This is a genomic window from Pseudomonas sp. PS01298, from assembly GCF_029959745.1.
GTDB lineage: Bacteria > Pseudomonadota > Gammaproteobacteria > Pseudomonadales > Pseudomonadaceae > Aquipseudomonas > Aquipseudomonas aylmerensis.
Genome location: NZ_JASCPP010000103.1, coordinates 1 through 21,516 on the forward strand (window position 1 = coordinate 1; position 21,516 = coordinate 21,516).

The 21,516-nt window shown below is 63.3% G+C and carries 22 protein-coding genes; 9 read left to right on the forward strand and 13 right to left on the reverse strand.

The genetic code is table 11. From position 1 onward, the window contains the following. Positions 1–518 precede the first annotated feature (518 nt). The 11 genes from QMX97_RS25970 to QMX97_RS26020 form a co-directional block, all read right to left on the reverse strand. Positions 519–1,913 (reverse strand): FAD/NAD(P)-binding protein, encoded by a 1,395-nt coding sequence (locus tag QMX97_RS25970; RefSeq protein WP_282397850.1) that lies wholly within the window; start codon positions 1,911–1,913, stop codon positions 519–521. Positions 1,914–1,925: 12 nt separating this feature from the next. After that, positions 1,926–2,693, reverse strand: a complete 768-nt coding sequence (locus QMX97_RS25975) for an ABC transporter ATP-binding protein (RefSeq protein ID WP_106803401.1) — start codon at positions 2,691–2,693, stop codon at positions 1,926–1,928. Between the two features lie 3 nt (positions 2,694–2,696). After that, complete coding sequence (locus QMX97_RS25980; RefSeq protein ID WP_065900974.1) at positions 2,697–4,037, reverse strand: ABC transporter substrate-binding protein; 1,341 nt, start codon at positions 4,035–4,037, stop codon at positions 2,697–2,699. Positions 4,038–4,058: 21 nt separating this feature from the next. Then, the gene (locus tag QMX97_RS25985; protein ID WP_120448993.1) at positions 4,059–5,108 is read right to left on the reverse strand and encodes a branched-chain amino acid ABC transporter permease; all 1,050 of its coding nucleotides are present in this window, start codon (positions 5,106–5,108) and stop codon (positions 4,059–4,061) included. A 4-nt stretch (positions 5,109–5,112) separates the two neighbouring features. Beyond that, the gene (locus tag QMX97_RS25990; RefSeq protein ID WP_282397851.1) at positions 5,113–5,994 is read right to left on the reverse strand and encodes a branched-chain amino acid ABC transporter permease; all 882 of its coding nucleotides are present in this window, start codon (positions 5,992–5,994) and stop codon (positions 5,113–5,115) included. Beyond that, positions 5,994–6,764 (reverse strand): ABC transporter ATP-binding protein, encoded by a 771-nt coding sequence (locus QMX97_RS25995; RefSeq protein ID WP_065900979.1) that lies wholly within the window; start codon positions 6,762–6,764, stop codon positions 5,994–5,996. The genes QMX97_RS25990 and QMX97_RS25995 overlap by 1 nt, the downstream gene beginning before the upstream one ends. Beyond that, positions 6,761–7,663, reverse strand: coding sequence for an AMP-binding protein (locus tag QMX97_RS26000; protein WP_282397852.1), 903 nt, complete (start codon positions 7,661–7,663; stop codon positions 6,761–6,763). Before QMX97_RS26000 ends, QMX97_RS25995 begins: the two co-directional genes overlap by 4 nt. A 122-nt stretch (positions 7,664–7,785) precedes the next feature. After that, entirely contained in the window at positions 7,786–9,165 is a 1,380-nt protein-coding gene (locus tag QMX97_RS26005) for an LLM class flavin-dependent oxidoreductase (protein WP_282397853.1), read from the reverse strand. Further along, positions 9,165–9,491 carry an acyl-CoA dehydrogenase gene (locus QMX97_RS26010; protein WP_065900990.1) on the reverse strand — a complete coding sequence of 109 codons (327 nt, stop codon included), beginning with the start codon at positions 9,489–9,491 and terminating at the stop codon, positions 9,165–9,167. The genes QMX97_RS26005 and QMX97_RS26010 overlap by 1 nt, the downstream gene beginning before the upstream one ends. A gap of 11 nt (positions 9,492–9,502) precedes the next feature. Continuing rightward, positions 9,503–10,699, reverse strand: a complete 1,197-nt coding sequence (locus tag QMX97_RS26015; RefSeq protein WP_106803397.1) for an SfnB family sulfur acquisition oxidoreductase — start codon at positions 10,697–10,699, stop codon at positions 9,503–9,505. 154 nt (positions 10,700–10,853) lie between these two features. After that, the gene (locus QMX97_RS26020) at positions 10,854–11,417 is read right to left on the reverse strand and encodes an XRE family transcriptional regulator (protein WP_065900993.1); all 564 of its coding nucleotides are present in this window, start codon (positions 11,415–11,417) and stop codon (positions 10,854–10,856) included. Positions 11,418–11,510: 93 nt separating this feature from the next. On the opposite strand from QMX97_RS26020, the gene QMX97_RS26025 reads away from it, so the two are divergent. The 7 genes from QMX97_RS26025 to QMX97_RS26055 all read left to right on the forward strand — a co-directional run bounded on the left by QMX97_RS26025 (position 11,511) and on the right by QMX97_RS26055 (position 18,647). Next, positions 11,511–12,440, forward strand: a complete 930-nt coding sequence (locus tag QMX97_RS26025; RefSeq protein ID WP_282397854.1) for a DMT family transporter — start codon at positions 11,511–11,513, stop codon at positions 12,438–12,440. A 167-nt stretch (positions 12,441–12,607) separates the two neighbouring features. Next, positions 12,608–15,529 carry a monovalent cation/H+ antiporter subunit A gene (locus QMX97_RS26030; protein ID WP_282397855.1) on the forward strand — a complete coding sequence of 974 codons (2,922 nt, stop codon included), beginning with the start codon at positions 12,608–12,610 and terminating at the stop codon, positions 15,527–15,529. Then, positions 15,529–15,873, forward strand: coding sequence for a Na+/H+ antiporter subunit C (locus tag QMX97_RS26035; RefSeq protein ID WP_003192163.1), 345 nt, complete (start codon positions 15,529–15,531; stop codon positions 15,871–15,873). Before QMX97_RS26030 ends, QMX97_RS26035 begins: the two co-directional genes overlap by 1 nt. Continuing rightward, a complete protein-coding gene (locus QMX97_RS26040; protein WP_106803395.1) occupies positions 15,870–17,552 on the forward strand; it encodes a monovalent cation/H+ antiporter subunit D in 1,683 nt (560 codons plus the stop codon). Before QMX97_RS26035 ends, QMX97_RS26040 begins: the two co-directional genes overlap by 4 nt. Then, positions 17,549–18,037, forward strand: coding sequence for a Na+/H+ antiporter subunit E (locus tag QMX97_RS26045; RefSeq protein WP_106803394.1), 489 nt, complete (start codon positions 17,549–17,551; stop codon positions 18,035–18,037). The genes QMX97_RS26040 and QMX97_RS26045 overlap by 4 nt, the downstream gene beginning before the upstream one ends. After that, positions 18,034–18,312 (forward strand): K+/H+ antiporter subunit F, encoded by a 279-nt coding sequence (locus QMX97_RS26050; protein ID WP_005789171.1) that lies wholly within the window; start codon positions 18,034–18,036, stop codon positions 18,310–18,312. Before QMX97_RS26045 ends, QMX97_RS26050 begins: the two co-directional genes overlap by 4 nt. Next, a complete protein-coding gene (locus QMX97_RS26055; RefSeq protein ID WP_065901007.1) occupies positions 18,309–18,647 on the forward strand; it encodes a Na+/H+ antiporter subunit G in 339 nt (112 codons plus the stop codon). Before QMX97_RS26050 ends, QMX97_RS26055 begins: the two co-directional genes overlap by 4 nt. 126 nt (positions 18,648–18,773) lie before the next feature. Here the strand turns inward: QMX97_RS26055 and QMX97_RS26060 are convergent, their stop codons facing one another. Together QMX97_RS26060 and lepB are read right to left on the reverse strand one after the other, a co-directional pair. Beyond that, positions 18,774–19,232, reverse strand: a complete 459-nt coding sequence (locus tag QMX97_RS26060) for an HIT family protein (protein ID WP_106805635.1) — start codon at positions 19,230–19,232, stop codon at positions 18,774–18,776. A gap of 50 nt (positions 19,233–19,282) precedes the next feature. Then, a complete protein-coding gene (gene lepB, locus QMX97_RS26065; RefSeq protein WP_065901009.1) occupies positions 19,283–19,951 on the reverse strand; it encodes a signal peptidase I in 669 nt (222 codons plus the stop codon). Positions 19,952–20,063: 112 nt separating this feature from the next. Here lepB and QMX97_RS26070 point away from each other — a divergent pair, with 112 nt between their 5' ends. Both QMX97_RS26070 and QMX97_RS26075 read left to right on the forward strand, forming a co-directional pair. Next, positions 20,064–20,627 (forward strand): dihydrofolate reductase family protein, encoded by a 564-nt coding sequence (locus QMX97_RS26070; RefSeq protein WP_282397856.1) that lies wholly within the window; start codon positions 20,064–20,066, stop codon positions 20,625–20,627. A gap of 24 nt (positions 20,628–20,651) precedes the next feature. After that, complete coding sequence (locus QMX97_RS26075; RefSeq protein WP_282397857.1) at positions 20,652–21,158, forward strand: dihydrofolate reductase; 507 nt, start codon at positions 20,652–20,654, stop codon at positions 21,156–21,158. Positions 21,159–21,516 lie beyond the last annotated feature (358 nt).

Genomic DNA, 21,516 nt, shown 5'->3' on the forward strand with positions numbered 1-21,516 from the left:
GGCGGTGGGTCAGCTGCATCATGGTTGACTGACCCACCGCTATCGCAGGCAAGCCAGCTCCCACAGTGGAACTGTGCCAGGTACAGGAATCAAGCCAGCCACAAACCAGTGTGGGAACTGCACCAGGCACAGGATTCAGTCCCGCCACAAATCAGTGTGGGAGCTGGCTTGCCTGCGAAGGCGGTGGATCCGTTGCATCATGGTTGACTGACACTACGCCTTCGCGAGCAAGCCCGCTCCCACATTGAAGCTGCGCCAGGCACAAGAATCAGGCTAGCCCCTCCAAAACCTGTGGGAACTGAGCCAGGCATAGAATTCAGTCCAGCCCCGCCAAAAACTGTGGGAGCTGAACCAGGCACAGAATTCAGTCCCGCCACAAATCAGTGTGGGAGCTGGCTTGCCTGCGAAGGCGGTGGGTCAGCTGCATCATGGTTGACTGACACTGCGCCTTCGCGAGCAAGCCCGCTCCCACAGTGGAGCTGCGCCAGACACAGGAATCAGGCAAGCCAGCTTCCACATCAGAGCTGTGTGAGCTTGGCGGCCAGCGCCTTGGCCTGGATCGCCACGTCGGTCACTGCCGTGCTCTCCCACCACATCCCGCGCAACGGCGGGCCCATGGCGAACAGGCGCTGGCTGACATTGCCTTCGGCATCCAGCACCGCCCCCGACGCATCCGCCGCAATCCCCAGCGCCAAGGGTCCGGGCTGGATCAACCCGCGTTCGAGCAGCTGCCGCGGCAACGGCCGGGCCACGCGGCGCCAGTCGTATTCGATGCCGCTGGAGTTGATCAGCGCCGCCCCCGACACCTGGCGGATCACCTGCTCGCCGCGCGGGCGCAGGCGGATCGTCACGCCCTCGCCGCCAGGCTCCAGCCCTTTGAACGATGCCGCCCGAATGCGCAACCGCCCTTCCTCCCGCAATCGCGCCACCAACTGCGCGCTCAACGGCGGTGAGCGGTGGTGATGGCTCTCCCACCATGGCCGCACATGCCGCACGAACTGGCGCTTCTCGCGCTCACTGGCCTGGCTCCACAACCGCCCGATATGCGCACGCACCGTGTCCAGCGGCGCCTGCCAATCGATGCCCTGCGCCAGCGCGAGACGGCATTGACGACGGACCTCGCGCAGCAATTGCAGAGGGCTGCGCAGGCTGTGGTCGGCAGCGAGAAAATCCTCCCAGCTCGGCGGCTGGCGGCGAGCATGGGGCAACAGTCCGTGGCGGGAAAAAATCTCGATCGGCCCGCGATGCCCGGCCTGCTCCAAAGACACCACGGCATCGACCATGGTCAACCCGGAGCCGATGATCAGCACGGGGGCCTGCGGGTCGATCTGGGTCATCGCCTGCACATCCCACGGGTCGACCGCAGCGGCATTCACACCGCTGGACTCGGTCTGCGGCGTACGCGCCGCCGGGAACATGCCGGTAGCCAGCACGGCGCGGGCACCGCGCAGTTGCTGGCCGTTATCGAGGGTCAGCAGGGTTGAATCGGCGCTCACTTGCAGGTCGACCACTTCCCCGCGTACATGCTCGACAGTCGACGCAGACAAGGCCTTGGCCTCGGCCAGGCGTTGCTGTGCGTACACGCCAAAAAGCCCGCGCGGCGGGAACAGTTCACTGACGGGCACCGGTTGCTCGGCCGACTCCGGCCATCCGCCGGCGGCGATGTAATCGGTGAGCCACTGGGTCAGGTCATCGGCATTGTCAGGGTCGACGCTCATGCGCGCCGCATTGCCGTTCAAGGTGTGGCCCAGCTCGACTGCGCTGTAGGCCTCGCCACGCCCGAGTTCGGCGCGCGGCTCGATCACCAGGATCCGGCGCTGGCCCGGCAGGCGCAGCAGTTGCACGGCGAGCATCGTGCCGCTCAGGCCGCCGCCGATGATCAGGACATCGGCGTTGCGGATGGTTTCAGTCATGCAGGTTGGCCCTTACTGTTTACCCAGATAAATGTCATGCAAATCGCCCCGCGCCAGCAGTTCAGCGGCGCTGCCACTCAAGGCCACGCGCCCAGTATCCAGCACATAGCCATGGGACGCATAGGTGAGCGCGACGTTGATGTTCTGCTCGGCGATCAGGAAGCTCACCTGCTGTTCGCGATTGAGCTGCGCGATGATCTCGAAGATTTCCTGCACGATCATAGGCGCCAAACCCATGGACGGCTCGTCGAGCAGTACCAAAGTAGGACGGGTCATCAACGCCCGGCCGATGGCGACCATCTGTTGCTCGCCGCCGGAAGTGAGGCCGGCGCGGGTGTGGCGTTTGGTCTTGAGCCGGGGGAACCAGGCGTAGATGCGCTCCAGGTCGCGCTCCAGGTCCTTGCGGCTCGGGCGCCGCACGAAACCGCCGCTGCGCAGGTTGTCCTCGACGCTGAGCTGGCCGAACACATGGCGGCCCTCCAGCACATGCACCATGCCATCGCGCACGCGCTGGCCGGGCTCGACACCGGCCAGGTTGGCGCCGGCGTACTCGATCGTGCCCCGGCTGACTTCGGCCCGTTCGGCGCGCACCAGCCCGGAGATCGCCTTGAGCGTGGTGCTCTTGCCGGCGCCGTTCGCGCCGAGCAAGGCGACGATACCGCCCTTGGGCACCTCCAGCGACACCCCGGCCACCGCGAGGATCGCACCGTCGTAGATCACTTCAATGTCGTTGACCGTCAGCAGTGACGGGCGCGCGGCGTCGGCGGCGGGCTGGCTCATGGTTTATTCATCCCCGGTGCAGGTACGCGGCGTCAGGCCTTTTTCCTTGGCGAACGCGGCCGACTTCTCATCGATCAGCGGACGCAACAGCGCGCGGTCGGCGGCGATCCACTCGCTAACCAGCGTCCAGTTGGCGCCGTCCCACTGCTGCACCCGCGCCGAACCGCCGCCTTCGTGGTCGCGGCATGACAGCTTGAGGTTCTGCATCAGGCCCAGGTAGCCCATGTCCTTGAGGCGCGCATCATCGATATTCAGGTGTTCCAGGCCCCAGCGGCCCTCTTCGCCATTGAGTGGGCGCTTGCCGAACTTGGCCTGGCCGGTACGGATCGCTTCCACGGCTACGGCGGCGTTCACCAGGCCGGAGTTGTAGTAGACGCTGCCGAAGTTTTTCAGGTCCTTGAGGTCGCTGTGGCCTTTATCGAGGATGTATTGCTTGAGGCGTTTGTGGATCTCGAAATCCGCGCCGGCCGGGTACGGCGTGAGCGCCAGGTAGCCTTTGGCGGAGGCACCGGCGGGCAGCACGTCTTCGCTGGAGCTGGCCCAGATATCGCCAATGATGTGGTCGACCGGGAAGCCGAAACGCGCGGCGGTCTTCACCGCCACCGGGGTGGACACGCCCCAGGTGCGCAGGAACACCCAGTCCGGGTTGGCCTGGCGCACCTGGCGCCATTGCGCCGACTGCTCGTTGCCGGGATCGGCGACCGGAATCTGGATATTTTCGAAGCCGTATTTCTCTGCGAGCAACTTCAGCGGGCCGAGCGTTTCGCGACCGTAGGCCGAGTCGTGGTAGACCGTGGCGATCTTCTTGCCCTTGAGTTTGTCGAAACCACCTTCGCGCTGGGCGATGTAATTCACCAGGGTCGAGGCTTCGCTGTAGAAGGTCAGCATCACCGGGAAGTTATAGGGGAACACCGTGCCGTCAGTGGCTTCGGTGCGACCGTAACCGAGGGTGATCAGCGGGATCTTGTCGACCTCGGCGCGCTCGCTCAAGGCATAGGCCGCCGGGGCGCCGTTGGGCTGGTACACCGCGACCGGCGCGCCGTCCAGGCCATTCTTGAAGCGCTCGTAGCACTCGATGCCCTTCTCCGCCGTCCACTCGGTCTCGCATTCCTGCCACACCAGCTTCACACCGTTGATGCCGCCTTCCACCTCGTTGATATAGCGCAGGTAGTCGATCATCCCGGCCCACACCTGCACGCCGCTGGACGCGTAGGCGCCCACGCGGTAGGTCGCCAGAGGAATGAATTGCTGGTCGGGCGAAGCCATCGCCGGGGGCACAGCGCCGGCCAGGGCAGCCAGCGCGAAGGCGGCGCCGGCCAGGGAACGTTTCAAGGATGCACGCATGGGAATTCTCTTGAGGGAATGTTAGAAACGCAGCGGCCACTGCCGCACACGGTCACGCAGGTTGTGCAACAGGCGAATCAGCCCCTCGGGTTCCTTGATCAGGAACACGATGATCAACACGCCAAAGATGATTTTCTGCAGGTTCTGCAACTGCCCTGCATCCACCGAGCCACCGAACAGTGCTTGCCCGGCATGACTGAGGAAGATCGGCAGCAAACTGATGAAGGCCGCGCCGACGAAGTTGCCGGCGATGCTGCCCATGCCGCCGATAATGATGATGAACAGGATCTGGAACGAGCGGTTGATATCGAAGCTGCTGGCACTCGCCGTGCCCAGGTAGGCAAAGGCCCACAGCGCGCCGGCGATCCCCAGGTAGAACGAGCTGACCGCAAACGCCAGGCGCTTGTAGCGCACCACCGGGATGCCGACCACGGCGGCGGCGGTGTCCATGTCGCGGATCGCCATCCAGTTGCGCCCCACCTGGCTGCGCACCAGGTTGATTGCGGTCCAGGTCAGCAGCAGCACCGTCACCAGGGTCAGCAGGTAACGGCCCAGCGGCGTATTGAGGTCGTACCCGAACAACGCCAGCTTCGGAGCCGAGATCGTGCCGGACGAGCCGTAGTTGTAGAACCAGGGGAATTTGACGAACAGCCACTCCAGGAAAAACTGTGCGGCCAGGGTGGTGACCATCAGGTAGAAGCCCTTGATCCGCGAACTCGGCAAGCCGAACAGCAGCCCGACCAACGCGCTGATAATCCCGCCGCCGAGCAGCGCCACCGGCAAGCCCAGTTCCGGCAGGCGCAGCAGGAAGCCATAGGTGGCGAAGGCGCCGACTGCCATGAAGCCGGCCGCGCCCACGGAGGTCTGCCCGGTATAGCCGGTGAGCAGGTTCAGGCCCAACCCGGCGAGGGACAGCACCAGGAACGGGATCAGGATCGCGTTGAGCCAATAGTCATTGCCCCACAGCGGCACGCCGATAAAGGCCACTGCCAACAGGCCGAGCAGGCCCCAGGGCACGCGCCGTTGGACCAGCAACAGCGGCGCGGTGAGTTGAGCAACAGGGGTCGACATGGTTTCAGACTCGCTCGATGGCGCGCTCGCCGAACAGGCCGGCGGGACGGATATACAGGAAGGCCAGGGCCAAGACATAAGCGAACCACGGCGTGATGCCGCCGCCGATCAACGGGCCGATATACACCTCGGCGAGGTTCTCCGCCGCGCCGACAATCAGCCCGCCGACGATCGCCCCGCCAATCGAGGTAAAGCCGCCGATAATCAACACCGGCAAGGCCTTGAGCACCACCAGCGACAGCGAGAACTGCACGCCCTGGCGCGCGCCCCACAGCAACCCCGCCACCAGCCCGACCACGCCGGCCACGGCCCAGACGATCTGCCAGATGCGGTTGAGGTTGATGCCGATCGACAGCGCCGCCGTGGTGTCATCCGCCACCGCGCGCAACGACACGCCGATGCGGGTCTTGTTGAACAGCAGCGCAAGCACCGTGACCAGCACCACGGCCACGGTCGCGGCGATCAGGTCGAACTGGCTGAGCATCAGCGACCCGACAAACAGCGGCACGTCGTCGATCCCCAGGTCCAGCGCGCGCACTTGCGAGCCCATCAAACCCTGGGCCAGGCCTTCGATAATGAACGACAGGCCGAGCGTGGCCATGAACAGGGTGATCTGCGAACGGTTGACCAGCGGGCGCAGCACCAGGCGCTCGATGAGCAACGCGCCGACGATCATCACGATCACCGTCAGCAGCAATGCCAGGGCAAAGGGCACGCCCTGATCGTGCAGGCTGACGAAGGTCAGCGCGGCAAACAGCAACATCGAGCCCTGGGCGAAATTGAACACGCCGCTGGCCTTGTAGATCAGCACGAAGCCGATGGCGACCAGCGAGTACATGGTGCCGGCGAGCAGGCCGCCGAGCAGGGTTTCGAAGAAGAAGGTCATCAGTGTGCGACTCCCAGGTAGGCCGCGATCACCTCGGGGTTGGCTTGCACGTCCGCCGGCGTGCCGTCGCCGACCTTGCGCCCGTAGTCGAGCACTACCACATGATCGGACAGGCCCATGACCACGCCCATGTCGTGCTCGATCAACACCACGGTGGTGCCGAGGTCGCGGTTTACATCGGCGACGAAACGCGCCATTTCCTGTTTTTCCTCGGCGTTCATCCCGGCCATGGGCTCGTCGAGCAGCAACAGGCTGGGCCCGGCGATCAGCGCGCGCCCCAGCTCCACACGTTTTTGCAGGCCGTAGGACAGGTTGCCCACCAGCACATCGCGGTGGGCCTGCAGCTCCAGGAACTCGAGGATGCCCTGCGCCCGCTGACGGAACGCCTCGGCTTCACGGCGGGCGCGGGGCAAGCCCAGCGCCTGCTCGATCAAGCTGCTGCGCATGTGCCGCGACAGGCCGGTGAGGACGTTGTCGAGCACACTCATTTTCTTGAACAGCGCATTGTTCTGGAAGGTCCGGCCAATGCCTCGGCGCGCCGCGCCCAGCGGATCGATGCGGTGCAAGTGCTGGTCCTCGAAGACGATCTCGCCGGCATCGAAGCGATACACGCCGTTGAGCACATTGAGCAACGAGCTTTTGCCGGCGCCGTTGGGGCCGATCAACGCGCAGATCTCACCGCGCCGCACCTCGAAGGACAACGCATTGATCGCCTTCACGCCTTTGAACGACAGCGAGATATCCCGCACCTGGAGAATGGCCTGGGTCATGCGCTTTCCCGTTTGAATTCGGCAAGCCATGTCGGCTCTGTCGTGGAAGTGAGGGGCTGCCAGATGTAGGTGAGGCGCTGGAAGCCGAGCAGTTTGCGCACGCGATTTTTCAGCAGGCGGCGCAGGCCGCTGTGCGGGTGGGCGATGGCCCAGTCGCACAGGCGCCGGCGCCAGGTGCCGTGGGGTGCCAGGCGGCTTTCGATATCCTCGGCCAAAGATTGCAGGCGCGCGGGCGACAGCAGCAGGCCGGTGGGAGCGACCTCACTGCGATCGCGCCGCGCCGAGGCCGGGCTTTCCGGGAACGCCAGGCCGTGCCCGCTGTTCAGCCATTGCTCGAGCACCACCGCCAGGCCGCCCTGCCACCGGGTGCCCTCCTCGCTCCACAGCGCAGTTTCGCCGCTGGGTTGCCACCAGCGCTGCACTTGCTGCGCCGGGTCGGTGAGGCCCAGCAACTGGGCAAAATCGAGTCGATTGGCGGCTGGCCAATGCCGTGCCTGTTGGCGGTCCTGCACATAACAATGGGTGGGACGAATGCGCCATAGCTGCTGGTGCAAGGCTTCGGTGTCGAGGTGATCGGCGAGGGTCAGCACCGTCCCGCCCACGGATTGCGCCGCCAGGGCCAGCAGCAACAGGTTGGGCTCGAGTGCACCGCTGAGGGCCAGCCGCGACGACTCGCCGAACCCCTGCTGGCGCAAGCCGTCGGCCAGGCGCTCGACATCGCGCAGCGCGTCGATCCAGCGCCAGGCATACCACTGGCCCTGGCGCTTGTGGCGCAGCGCGGTGTGCAGCGGTGTGATCTGCGCCCAATGCTGCAGTTGCTCCAGGGCCTTGGGCAGATTGCCGAGCAGTTCGGCAGGCCATTCCAGGGCCAGCGGACGCTTGAGTTCGTGCACGCTCATAGGGGTGATGCTCCTATTCAAGGGGTGTGCGTGCGGTGGTCCGCTGGCTGAATTATTTGACTCGACACCGCTCCCCTGTGGGCGCTGGCTTGCCGGCGCCCACGGGGATCGGCTTGAGTCAGTCAGATTGCGCTGGCCTTAAGGTCGCGATAACCGGCCCCCGGATGGTTCGACGCCAGCCGTGCACCGTCGCCGAAGAGCTTTTCGCGCAAGGTGCCCTGGGCGTATTCAGTCTTGTACACGCCGCGCTTCTGCAGTTCCGGCACCAGCAGGTCGACGGCGTCGATAAAGGTTTCGTGGGTCAGCGCGTAGGCCAGGTTGAAGCCGTCGACATCGGTCTCTTCCACCCATTCCTGCAACAGGTCCGCCACGGTTTCCGGGCCGCCGACAAACAGCGGGCCAAAGCCGCCGATGCCAACCCAATCGGCCAATTCATTCGGGGTCCAGACCTTGTTCGGGTCCGCCGTGGAGAAGGCTTCCACCGCCGACTGAATGGCGTTGGTGTGCACGTGCTTGAGTGGCTCATCGGGTTTGAACTGGCTGAAGTCGATGCCGGTCCAGCCGGAAATCAGCGCCATCGCGCCTTCATAGCTGACATAGGATTTGTACTCCTCGAACTTGGCCTTAGCCGTGGCGTCGGTCTCGCCGACGATCACCGTCTGCAGGTTGAAGATGAGGATTTTCTTCGGATCACGCCCCGCCTCGGCTGCACGCCGGCGGATGTCGGCGACGGTCTTTTTCAGCAGCACTTTGGACGGCGCGGCGACGAACACGCACTCGGCCTGCTCGGCGGCGAACTGCTTGCCACGACTCGACGCGCCGGCCTGGTACAGCACCGGCGTGCGCTGCGGCGACGGTTCACACAGGTGAATGCCGGGCACCTGGAAGTGCTTGCCGACGTGGCGGATCTCGTGGATTTTGCTCGGGTCGCTGAAGATCCGGCGCTCGCGATCACGCAGCACCGCGCCCTCCTCCCAGCTGCCTTCCCAGAGTTTGTAGCAAACCTCCAGGTATTCCTCGGCGTAGTCGTAGCGCGCATCGTGTTCGGTCTGGGCTTTCTGGCCCAGGTTCTTCGCACCACTTTCGAGGTAGGAGGTGACGATGTTCCAGCCGACGCGGCCCTTGGTCAGGTGATCGAGGGTCGAAAGCCGGCGCGCGAACGGGTACGGGTGTTCGAACGACAACGACGCCGTCAGGCCAAAACCCAGGTGTTCGGTAACCAGTGCCATGGGTGCGATCAGCGACAGCGGATCGTTGACCGGCACTTGTGCTGCCTGGCGAATCGCCGCGTCGCCGTTGCCGTTGTACACGTCGTAGATGCCCAGCACATCGGCGATGAACAAGCCGTCGAACTTGCCGCGCTCGAGGATTTTAGCGAGGTCGGTCCAGTACTCCAGGTCCTTGTACTGCCACGAACGGTCACGCGGGTGCGCCCACAGGCCAGGGGATTGGTGGCCGACACAGTTCATGTCGAAGGCGTTCAAGCGGATTTCACGGGACATCAAAGCACTCCGTTGAGGTGGTAGTTGCCGACAACCTGGTATTTGTGGCGCAGCGGGTCATCGAGGCTCGGCGGTAATGCGGTGCGTTGGCCGGTCAGTTCGAATTCGGTGGCGCTGGCAAAAAGCAGGGCTTCGGCGGCAGCGATCTGTGCTTCGGTGATGGCCACCGGGCTCGGGTGGGTCTCGGCGCGTTCGAGCAAGGCGGCGGCCACGTCCACGCGGATCTGCAGGTCGCCGAAGCGGCTGATCACGTAGGGGTCGTCACTTTTCGCGACGGCGCGGCGGGTGCTGTCCAGCAGTTGGCGCGCTTGATTCAGTGCAGTCATGGGCAGTCTCCTCAGTTCCAGGCGTGGCGTGCGGGCTTCACGCCGTTGAGCACGAAGTTGCCGATCAGGTGGTATTTCCAGCGGGCCGGGTCGTGCAGGGTGTGGGTGCGCGCGTTGCGCCAGAAGCGGTCGAGGTTGTGTTTGCCGGTGACCGAGCGAGTGCCAGCCAGTTCGAAGAGTTTGCTGCTGGCGAGCAAGGCGGTTTCCGCCGACAGTACCTTGGCCTGGGCAACGACCAGTGAAGCATTGGCGACGCTGTCTTCATTCGGCTCGGCCAGCGCCTGGTCCACTGCTTTGCCGGCCTTGGCGAGGATCGCTTCGGTGCCGTGCACGCGCCATTCCAGATCGCCGATGGCGGCGATGGTGAACGGGTCTTGCCAGCCGTGATCCTGTTGGCTGTCGATCCATGGCCGCGCCTGGCGTGCGTAAATCTTCGCCTGCTCCAGGGCACCGAGGGCGATGCCGGTGTCGACGGCAGCCTGGATGATCTGCGAGATCGGGCCGTTGGCGGTGGGTTGGTCGAAAGCCTGGTGGGCGGGGATCACCGCGCTGAGAGGGACGGTGACGCCGTCGAGGGTCACGCCGCCGCTGGCGGTGGTGCGCTGGCCAAAGCCGTCCCAGCTGTCGATCACACTCAAGCCCGGCGCGTCACGCTCGACAAAGGCGATAAACGCCTGGCCGTGTTCGTTGTTGCCGACGGTGGGCACGATATGCGCGAACAGCGCGCCGGTGCAGTAGAACTTCTCGCCGTTGATTTGGGCGGTGTCGCCGTGCACGCGGATCTGCGTGTCGAAGGTGCCGGCGTTTTTGCTCTTGGCTTCGGAGAAGGCGTTGCCGAAACGGTAGCCGGCCAGCACCTTGCCGAAGTAATGGCGTTTTTGTTCCTCGGTCGCGGTTTGCAGCAGGATGTCCACCACGCCCAGGTGGTTCTGCGGGATTTGCCCCAGGGACGGGTCGGCGGCGGAGATCAACTTGATCACTTCGGCCACGGTCACGTAGGACACTTCGGCGCCGCCGTAGGCCTTGGGAATGGTGATACCCCAAAGGCCGCTGGCGGAAAATTCGTCGAGTTCGGCCACCGGCAGGCGGCGCTCGCGGTCACGCACGCTGGCGTCGACGGCGAAGCGTTCGGCCAGGCGCTTGGCGACCTCGATGGCTTCGGCATCCGAGCGGATGATATGGGCAGGGTGTTGAGGATGGGCTGACATGGGCCGACTCCAGGCTCCGATGGGATGCTGGAGTGATTGCAGGAGTCGTGCCTGAATTTAATCGCCAATAAAATCAGCGAGTTGCTGGTAAATCAGGGCGCCAGGGCGGGTTTCAAACCAGCAAAGTGTCCATCCACTGTTGCCTGGCAGACAGTTAGATCACCACGTTGCGCACAAAGCGCACGGCCACATCACCCTGATTGCAATAGGCGTGGACCTGGCGGCTGGCGAACATATAGAACTCGCCGGCCGCGACGTGCCGTTCTTCCTCGTCCAATAGCAGCGTCAGGCTTCCCTCGAACACGAACAGCTGCACACTCCAGCCTTCCGGATCCGGCTCGGGGCTGTAGCGATCTCCCGGTTCAAGGCGCATTTCCCACAGCTCGACTTCGCGACGGGCGTGGGCCCTGGCCAGCAAGACCGCCTTGCTGCCGGGGATATCCCCGGCCCAGGCCAGCTCGTTGATGCGGCTGTGGTCGGGCGCATCCGGGGCCTGGATCAGGTCGCTGAACGCCACGTCCAATGCTTCGGCCACGCGGTCGAGGGTCGACAGGCTGACGTTCTTCTCGCCCGCCTCAATGGCCACCAGCATGCGCCGGCTCACCCCGGACTTTTCCGAGAGCGCAGTCTGGCTCAGGTCGGCGGCATGGCGCAGGCGCCTGACGTTCTGGCTGACGTGCTGCAGGACCGAGGCCCGTTGCGGATTTTCTTTGTGCACTATATTGCTCATAAGGTGGGTGTGCGCAGTATACTGCCCAGCAGTGCGGCGCATTGTGCGGTCCGTGCCTTTCCCTTGCAAGACCGAGCCGCCATGACCGCCGCGAATACCGCCCCACGTTTCAACCGTTTCAGCAAAGCCGAATGCCTCCTGGTGTTTATCACCATGATCTGGGGCGGCACCTTCTTGCTCGTGCAGCATGCCATGACGGTCAGCGGGCCGATGTTTTTCGTGGGCCTGCGCTTTGCCGCAGCGGCCATCGTGGTGGGCTTCTTCTCCCTGCGCACCCTGCGCGGCCTGACCCTGTTCGAGTTGAAGGCGGGCGCCTTCATCGGCACCTCGATCATGTTCGGCTACGGCATGCAGACCATCGGCCTGCAAACCATTCCAAGCAGCCAATCGGCCTTCATCACGGCGCTGTATGTACCGTGCGTGCCGCTGTTGCAGTGGTTGGTGCTGGGGCGCCGTCCGGGGCTGATGCCCAGCATCGGCATCATGCTGGCCTTTACCGGGTTGATGCTGCTGACTGGCCCGACCGGAGCCTCGCTCAACTTCAGCCCCGGCGAGATCGCCACGCTGATCTGCGCGATCGCGGTGGCGGCCGAAATCATCCTTATCGGCGCCTATGCCGGGCAGGTGGACGTGCGCCGGGTGACCGTGGTGCAACTGGCCACGGCGTCGCTGCTGTCATTTTTGATGGTGGTGCCGATGGGCGAAGCGTTGCCGGGGTTTTCATGGTTGCTGGTATTCAGCGCCGTGGGCCTGGGCTTGACCAGCGCGGTGATCCAGGTGGCGATGAACTGGGCGCAGCAGAGCGTCTCGCCCACCCGTGCCACGTTGATTTATGCCGGCGAGCCGGTGTGGGCCGGCGTCATCGGGCGGATCGCCGGGGAACGCTTCCCGCCGCTGGCGATGCTGGGCGCGGCGTTGATTGTGGTGGCGGTGATTGTCAGTGAGCTGAAGACGCGCGGTTCGAGAGTTGTCGACGCCAAGGCCGAGGTTGAACCGGAAAGCCAGGGTTGATGATTTAAGCGGCAAACGGCAAGAAATATACCCTCGGCTATCCTCTTGTAGCTTGCCGCTTATAGCTGCCGTCTCCGACCTCTGTAGGATCCTGCCACATCTTGCCGTTTGGTGATCGAGAAAGCGGCACGTATGATGCATCCCAAACTCCCGCAGATTAGAAGCCTATGTCCCTGATAGTTCTACTGCTTCTGCCTTTTATTGGCAGCTGTCTGGCGGCCTTGCTGCCGCACAATGCACGTAACACCGAATCCCTGCTGGCGGGCCTTGTGGCCTTGGTCGGCACGATTCAAGTCGCCCTGTTCTACCCCCAGATCGCCCACGGTGGCGTGATCCGCGAAGAATTCATGTGGTTGCCCAGCCTCGGGCTGAACTTCGTGCTGCGCATGGACGGGTTCGCCTGGCTGTTCTCGATGCTGGTGCTGGGCATCGGCACGCTGGTGTCGCTGTACGCCCGCTACTACATGTCACCGGAAGACCCGGTGCCGCGTTTCTTCGCGTTTTTCCTGGCCTTCATGGGGGCCATGCTGGGCCTGGTGATCTCCGGCAACCTGATCCAGATCGTGTTCTTCTGGGAACTGACCAGCCTGTTCTCGTTCCTGCTGATCGGCTACTGGCACCACCGCGCCGATGCACGCCGGGGTGCCTATATGGCGCTGATGGTCACCGGTGCGGGCGGTCTGTGCCTGCTGGCCGGGGTGATGCTGCTGGGGCATATCGTCGGCAGCTATGACCTGGACCAGGTGCTGGCGGCGGGCGAGCAGATTCGCGCGCATTCGCTGTACCCGGTCATGCTGGCGCTGGTGCTGATCGGCGCCCTGAGCAAGAGCGCACAGTTCCCGTTCCACTTCTGGCTGCCCCACGCGATGGCGGCGCCGACCCCGGTTTCCGCCTACCTGCACTCGGCAACGATGGTGAAGGCCGGCGTGTTCCTGCTGGCCCGCCTGTGGCCGTCGCTGTCCGGCAGCGAAGAATGGTTCTGGATCGTCGGCGGTGCCGGCGCCCTCACCCTCCTCCTCGGCGCTTACTGCGCCATGTTCCAAAACGATCTGAAGGGCCTGCTGGCCTACTCCACGATCAGCCACCTCGGGCTGATCACCCTCCTGCTGGGCCTCAACAGCCCGCTGGCCGCCGTCGCCGCCGTGTTTCACATTCTCAACCACGCGACCTTCAAGGCCTCGCTGTTCATGGCCGCCGGTATCATCGACCACGAAAGCGGCACCCGCGATATCCGCAAGCTCAGCGGCCTGGTGCGGTTGATCCCGTTTACCGCGACCCTGGCGATGGTCGCGAGTGCCTCCATGGCCGGCGTACCGTTGCTCAACGGGTTCCTGTCCAAAGAGATGTTCTTCGCCGAAACCGTGTTCATCACCTCGACCGCCTGGGTGGAGTTCGCCCTGCCATTGATCGCGACCATTGCCGGTACGTTCAGCGTGGCCTACGCCCTGCGCTTCACTGTCGACGTGTTCTTCGGCCCGACTGCCACCAACCTGCCGCACACCCCACACGAACCGCCGCGCTGGATGCGCGCGCCGGTCGAGCTGCTGGTGTTCACCTGCCTGCTGGTGGGGATCTTCCCGGCCCAGGTGGTCGGTTCGATTCTCGCCGCCGCCGCCCTGCCGGTCGTAGGCGGAGTGCTGCCCGAGTACAGCCTGGCGATCTGGCACGGCTGGAATGCGCCGATGATCATGAGCCTGGTGGCGATGTCCGGTGGCGTGGTGCTGTACCTGCTGCTGCGCAAGCAGCTCAAGCGCGGGCGCTTCAAATACCCGCCGATCATCAGTTATTTCAACGGCAAGCGCGGCTTCGAGCGCAGCCTGGTAGTGATGATGCGTGGCGTGCGCAAGATCGAAAAACGCATCAGCACCAAACGCCTGCAGACCCAGCTGTTCCTGCTGGTGCTGGCGGCAGTGATCGCCGGCCTGATCCCGATGCTGCACAGCGGCATCAGTTGGGGCGACCGCCCGAAAATCCCGGGTTCCATCGTGTTCGTGACCTTGTGGCTGCTGGCGATTGCCTGTGCCCTCGGCGCTGCCTGGCAGGCCAAGTATCACCGGCTGGCGGCCCTGACCATGGTCAGCGTGTGCGGCCTGATGACCTGCATCACCTTTGTGTGGTTCTCGGCGCCGGACCTGGCGCTGACGCAACTGGTGGTCGAGGTGGTGACCACCGTGCTGATCCTGCTGGGCCTGCGCTGGCTGCCACGGCGGATCGAAGAAGTCTCGCCACTGCCCAGCTCGCTGCGCAAGGCACGTATCCGTCGCCTGCGTGACTTCCTGCTCTCCACCGTGGTGGGCGGCGGCATGGCGCTGCTGTCCTACGCGATGCTGACGCGCCAGACGCCCAACGACATTTCCTCGTTCTACTTGAGTCGCGCCCTGCCCGAAGGCGGCGGCAGCAATGTGGTGAACGTAATGCTGGTGGACTTCCGGGGCTTCGACACCTTGGGCGAAATCACCGTGCTCGGCGCCGTGGCGCTGACGGTGTACGCCCTGCTGCGCCGTTTCCGCCCGTCCAAGGAAAGCATGCAACTGCCGGCGCAACAGCGCCAGCTCGCGCCGGACGTGGCCACCGACCTGGTCAACCCGCGCCAGGCCAGCGACACCGCCCTGGGCTTCATGATGGTACCGGCGGTGCTGGTGCGCCTGCTGCTGCCGATTGCGCTGGTGGTGTCGTTCTACCTGTTCATGCGCGGCCACAACCAACCGGGCGGCGGCTTCGTCGCCGGGCTGGTGATGTCGGTGGCGTTTATCCTGCAATACATGGTCGCCGGCACCCAGTGGGTCGAGGCGCAGATGAGCCTGCGGCCGATGCGCTGGATGGGCTTCGGGCTATTCTCGGCGACCCTCACCGGGCTCGGTGCGCTGTTTGCCGGGTACCCCTTCCTGACCACGCACACCTGGCATTTCAGCCTGCCGCTGCTGGGCGACATTCATATCGCCAGCGCGTTGTTCTTCGACGTCGGCGTGTACGCCATGGTCGTCGGCTCGACGCTGCTGATGCTCACCGCCCTCGGTCACCAATCCGTACGAGCGCATAAACCGAGCAACCAGGCCAAAGTGGTTGCCGCAACGGAAGGAGCCGCCTGATGGAAGAAGTCATCGCAATCGCCATTGGGGTCCTGGCGGCCTCCGGCGTCTGGTTGATCCTGCGCCCACGGACGTTTCAGGTGGTGATGGGCCTGTGCCTGCTGTCGTATGGGGTCAACCTGTTCATCTTCAGCATGGGCAGCCTGTTTATCGGCAAGGAGCCGATCATCAAGGACGGCGTGCCGCAAGACCTGCTCAACTACACCGACCCGCTGCCCCAGGCACTGGTGCTCACGGCCATCGTGATCAGCTTCGCCATGACCGCCTTGTTCCTGGTGGTGCTGCTGGCCTCCCGGGGCCTGACCGGCACGGACCATGTGGACGGCCGGGAGCCCAAGGAATGACGTGGATGAATCAACTGATCGTCGCGCCGATCCTGCTGCCGCTGCTGACCGCCGCGTTGATGCTGATGCTCGGCGAGAAGCACCGCCCGCTCAAGGCGCGCATCAACCTGTTCTCCAGCATGATCGGCCTGGGTATCGCGATTCTGCTGCTGTACTGGACGCAAAAAGGCGGCCCCGGCTCGATTGGCGTGTACCTGCCGGGCAACTGGCAGGTGCCGTTCGGCATTGTGCTGGTGATCGACCAACTGTCGGCACTGATGCTGGTGCTGACGGGGATCATCGGGGTGAGCGCGCTGCTGTTCGCCATGGCTCGCTGGGACCGTGCCGGCACCAGTTTCCATGCATTGTTCCAGATCCAGATGATGGGCCTGTACGGCGCGTTCCTGACCGCCGACCTGTTCAACCTGTTCGTGTTCTTCGAGGTGCTGCTGGCGGCGTCCTACGGCTTGATGCTGCACGGCTCGGGGCGGGCGCGGGTGTCGTCGGGGCTGCATTACATTGCGATCAACCTGCTGGCGTCGTCGTTGTTCCTGATTGGTGCGGCGATGATATACGGCGTCACCGGCACGCTGAACTTCGCTGACCTGGCGCTGAAAATCCCGCTGGTGCCCGAGGCTGATCGCGGCTTGCTGCACGCCGGTGCGGCAATCCTCGCCACCGCGTTCCTGGCCAAGGCCGGCATGTGGCCGCTGAACTTCTGGCTGGCGCCCGCCTATTCCTCGGCCAGCGCACCGGTGGCGGCGATGTTCGCGATCATGACCAAGGTCGGCGTGTACACCGTGCTGCGGTTGTGGACCCTGCTGTTCTCCGGCCAGGCCGGGGCCTCGGCGCTGTTTGGCGGCGACTGGCTGGTGTACGGCGGCATGGCCACGATCATCTGCGCGGCGCTGGCGATGATCGCTGCGCAGCGGCTGGAGCGCATGGCAAGCCTGAGCATCCTGGTTTCGGCCGGGATCCTGTTGTCGGCGGTGGGCTTTGCCCAGCCAAGCCTGACTGCCGGCGCGTTGTTCTATCTGGTCAGCTCCACGCTGGCGCTGAGTGCGCTGTTCCTGCTGGCCGAATTGATCGAACGCTCGCGCTCGGCCAATGACCTGCCGCTGGACGAGGAAATCGACGCGCTGCCCAAGGCCATGGAATCCTTGCACCCGCGTCCGGGCGTCAACCTCGATGACGAGCAGAAAGCCGTGATCGGCCAGGTCATCCCCTGGACCATGGCCTTCCTCGGCTTGAGCTTCGTGGCGTGCGCCTTGCTGATCATCGGCATGCCGCCGCTGTCGGGGTTTATCGGCAAGCTCAGCTTGTTGAGTGCGCTGGTCAATCCGCTGGGCCTGGGCGTCAGTGTCGATGAGCCGATTCGTCCTGCGGCCTGGGGCCTGGTGGCGCTGCTGATCCTGTCCGGCCTGGCCTCGCTGATCGCTTTCGCCCGCCTGGGCATCCAGCGCTTCTGGACCCCGGAGGAGCGCCCCTCGCCGCTGCTGCGCCGCTATGAGTGCGTGCCGATCTTCTTCCTGCTGGGCTTGAGCATCCTGCTGACCTTCAAGGCCGAACCGTTGATGCGCTACACCCAGGCCACCGCCGAGAGCCTCAACAACCCGGAACACTACGTGATGGCCGTCATGGCAACGCGCCCAATTCCGAGCCCTGAAGCCAAGTCCGCCGCGCTGGAGGTGCAGCCATGAAGCGTCTGTTCCCTGCCCCGTGGCTGTCCCTGGCGTTGTGGGTATTGTGGCTGGTGTTGAACCTGTCGGTGAGCCCCGGCAACCTGCTGCTGGGTGCGTTGCTGGGCGTTCTTGCGCCCTTGCTGATGGCGCCGTTGCGGCCGTTGCCAATCCGTATCCGTCGCCCGGGGGTGATCATTCGCCTGTTCTTGCGCGTGGGCCGGGATGTGATCATCTCCAACCTGCAAGTGGCCTGGGGCGTGCTGACGTGTGGGTCACGCCCGCCGCGCTCGCGTTTTATCAAGATCCCCCTGGACCTGCGCGACGCCAACGGCCTGGCCGTACTGTCGATGATCACCAGCGTCACGCCCGGCACCGTCTGGTCTGAACTGGCGCTGGACCGCAGCATCCTGCTGCTGCACGTGTTCGACCTGGATGACGAAGCGCACTTTATCCAGCACTTCAAGGATGCCTATGAACGGCCCCTCATGGAGATCTTCGAATGAGCGCCCTGCTTTCCAATGCGATCCTGTTCAGCCTGTTCCTGTTCTCGCTGGCCATGGTGCTGACCCTGATCCGCCTGTTCAAGGGCCCGTCGGCCCAGGACCGGGTACTCGCGCTGGACTACCTGTACATCCTGGCGATGCTGATGATGCTGGTACTGGGCATTCGGTATGCGAGTGACACCTACTTTGAAGCGGCGCTGCTGATTGCACTGTTCGGCTTCGTGGGCTCGTTTGCCCTGGCGAAATTCCTGCTGCGTGGGGAGGTGATTGAATGATGCCGTTGTGGATGGAAATCGTTGTCGCAGTGCTACTGGTGCTCAGCAGCGTGTTTGCGTTGATTGGCGCGCTTGGCTTGCTGCGGATGAAGGACTTCTTCCAGCGCATGCACCCGCCTGCCCTGGCTTCGACGCTGGGCGCCTGGTGCGTGGCGTTGGCGTCGATTATCTATTTTTCGGTGCTCAAGTCCGGGCCGGTGTTGCACGGCTGGCTGATCCCGATCTTGCTCTCGATCACGGTGCCGGTGACTACGCTGCTATTGGCGCGTACTGCGCTGTTTCGCAAGCGCATGGCGGGCGATGATGTACCCGCCGAAGTCAGCAGCCGCCGCTGATTCATCAAGCGAACACAGTAAAAAATGTGGGAGCGGGCTTGCTCGCGAATGCGGTTTTTCAGTCAGCACATCAGCGACTGACCCACCGCATTCGCGAGCAAGCCCGCTCCCACATTTGGTTTTGCATCAGACAAATGATCTGATGTGCGCCGCCAACTCCGCTAGCTCGGCATCATCCGCCCGCACAAAATCGTGGGACGAGATATAGCCCTCATAGGCTTCGAAAAACTTCTCCACCTTGGAGCTGATGGGCTTGAAGGTACTGTCCCCGCCCGTCCCATGCATGGGAAACAGCTTCGCATGCAAATGATCCACTCCATACCCTTCAAGAATCATCCCCGTACGGGCCACATCCGGAAACGCGCGGTCGATCTGTTGCGCAGTCTTCTTCGCGGCGATAGCAAGCCCGGCCAACACCTCATCCGACTGCGCAAACGCATAGCTGCCGTAGTGCTGCTTGGGGATTACCACGCTGAAACCCGGTGTGTTGGGAAAGATCGAAAGAAACGCCATATGCTGGTCGTCTTCCCACAAGATGTGCGCCGGGGAAGTCTTTTGAACGATGCTGCAGAAAATACACGTCATTTGAATCTCCATCAGTGGCTCTTGCTGCCCTTCAGATAGCACAGATTCCGTTACAAGATCGACGCGCCGAACCTGCGAAACCGTGGCATCCAATCATCGAGAATCTGCGCCGACGCCAGCACGTGATGCGCCCGCCCGATCAACAGCCGACGTGGCACAAAGCCGATGTATCGCGAGTCATCGCTGTTATCGCGGTTATCCCCCAGCATGAAATAGCTGTCGGCCGGCACCACCACTGGCGCGAAATTGCGCATCGCCCGCACTGTCGGCATGAACTGCACAGTACGCTGGCGGTTGGCGGCCAATTCGTTCAGCTTGATCCCAGGTACCGTATGACCTGGGACAATTGGCTCGCTGATGTCCTGCGCATCACTGTAGGTGGCTGGCGTACCGTTGACCCACAGCACTTCATCGCGCATTTCCAGGGTGTCGCCGGGAACGCCGACAATCCGCTTGATCAGGCGCATGCCATCCTTGGGTGACGAAAACGTCACCACATCGCCGCGCTGGGGGTTATCGAGGTGGGCCAGGGAAATGTCCGTGAGCGGGACCTTGAGGTCATACGCTACGCGATTGACCAGCACCACATCGCCTTCCAGCAAGGTCGGGCGCATGGAGCCGGAGGGAATCGGATTCCAGTCGGCCAGGGAGGTACGGAAAACGCCGAAGCATATCCAGAAAATGATTGCGTAACGGTAACGGATCAACCAACTTCGCATACATCCTCGCACGACAGAAAAGGGCATCAGGATTGTTTCTCGGACGCCCGGTTGTGGCACGCGAGGATTAAATGAGTATTAGCGTCAAAGCGCACTAAAAGGAGTTTTCGCCATGGATATCCGCTGTTCCGTTTTTATCGCTACCAGCATCGACGGTTTTATTGCCCGTCCAGACGGTGATATCGAATGGTTGCACCGACCGGAATACGAAACCGCCGAGCTGAACGGCGTGACCTATGAACGCTTCATCGCCACGGTCGATGCACTGGTAATGGGTCGCAAAACCCTGGAGAAAATCTTGTCCTTCCCGGAGTGGCCCTACGAGGGCACGCCCGTCATTGCGCTCTCCCATCAGCCTCTGCAGATCCCTGCGCATCTGGAGGGCAAGGTCGAGGTCATGGCAGGAGACGTCACCTCACTCGTGGCAACGTTAGCCGAACGCGGTATGAAGCACCTCTATATCGACGGTGGCCAGACGATCCAGGCGTTTCTTGAAGCGGGCTTGGTCAATGAGCTGATCATTACGCGTATCCCAATTTTGCTGGGGCAAGGCATTCCACTGTTCAGCCAGGTTGGCAGTGAGCAGGAGCTGCAGCATATTGGCACCTACGTGTCGGACAATGGTTTTGTGCAAAGTCGGTATCAAGTAATGTCAGGCGCTCACGCCGCGCAATAATGGATTTCTCTGAAGGAACAGACCATGAACCCACCCCTCGCATTGGTCGCAGGCATAGGCAGCCGTAATCGCTCCATCGGCAAAGCCGGCGGGCTGTTGCGAATGGTGCCGGATGATCTGCGCCGATTCGCTGCCAAGACGATTGGCAAGCCGGTCATCATGGGCCGAAAAACCTTCGAGTCGGTCATTGCCCTCAGCGGTAGGCCATTGGCTGATCGGCCCAACATCGTGCTGTCCAGAAACCCTGACTATGTGCACGAGCACGCGATCGCCTGCCAATCCCTGGCAGCGGCACTAGAACGCGCAGCCCTCTACACCCCCGAGGAAATTCATATCGGTGGCGGGCCAGAGCTTTATGACCAAGCGATACACCTTGTGGACAGGCTGTACCTGACCCTGTTCGACGATGATCACGAGGGTGAAGCCAGGTTTCCGCGTTTTGAGGATGAGTTCGTTGAGGTCTGCCGCCATGGCGTCCGACAGCACGAGGGCCTTGAGTACGAATGGGTGGACTACGTCAGGCGTAGATAACAACGCAATGAAACGGCCACGCTAAAAACTGTAGGAGCTGGCTTGCCAGCTCCTACATTTGGATTGGGGACATCTGCGGATCGGCCGCGTGCCTGCCAACAATCCATTGACTAAACCCTTCTGAAAAACCATAGCCGTCCGTTGAAGGCTATCGCGTGTTTATCGTACCCAGACGCTGCCGGTCAACGCTACGGAGGACCTGGCGTCAGCTCAAGCGCTGGCAAGCATTTGGCTTTTCACAGATAAATCTGAAACCGAAGAACTCGCGAAGTGGACACGGTAAAAAATGTGGGAGCGGGCTTGCTCGCGAAGGCGGTGTGTCAGCCACTGCAGCTGTGACTGACACGCCGCCTTCGCG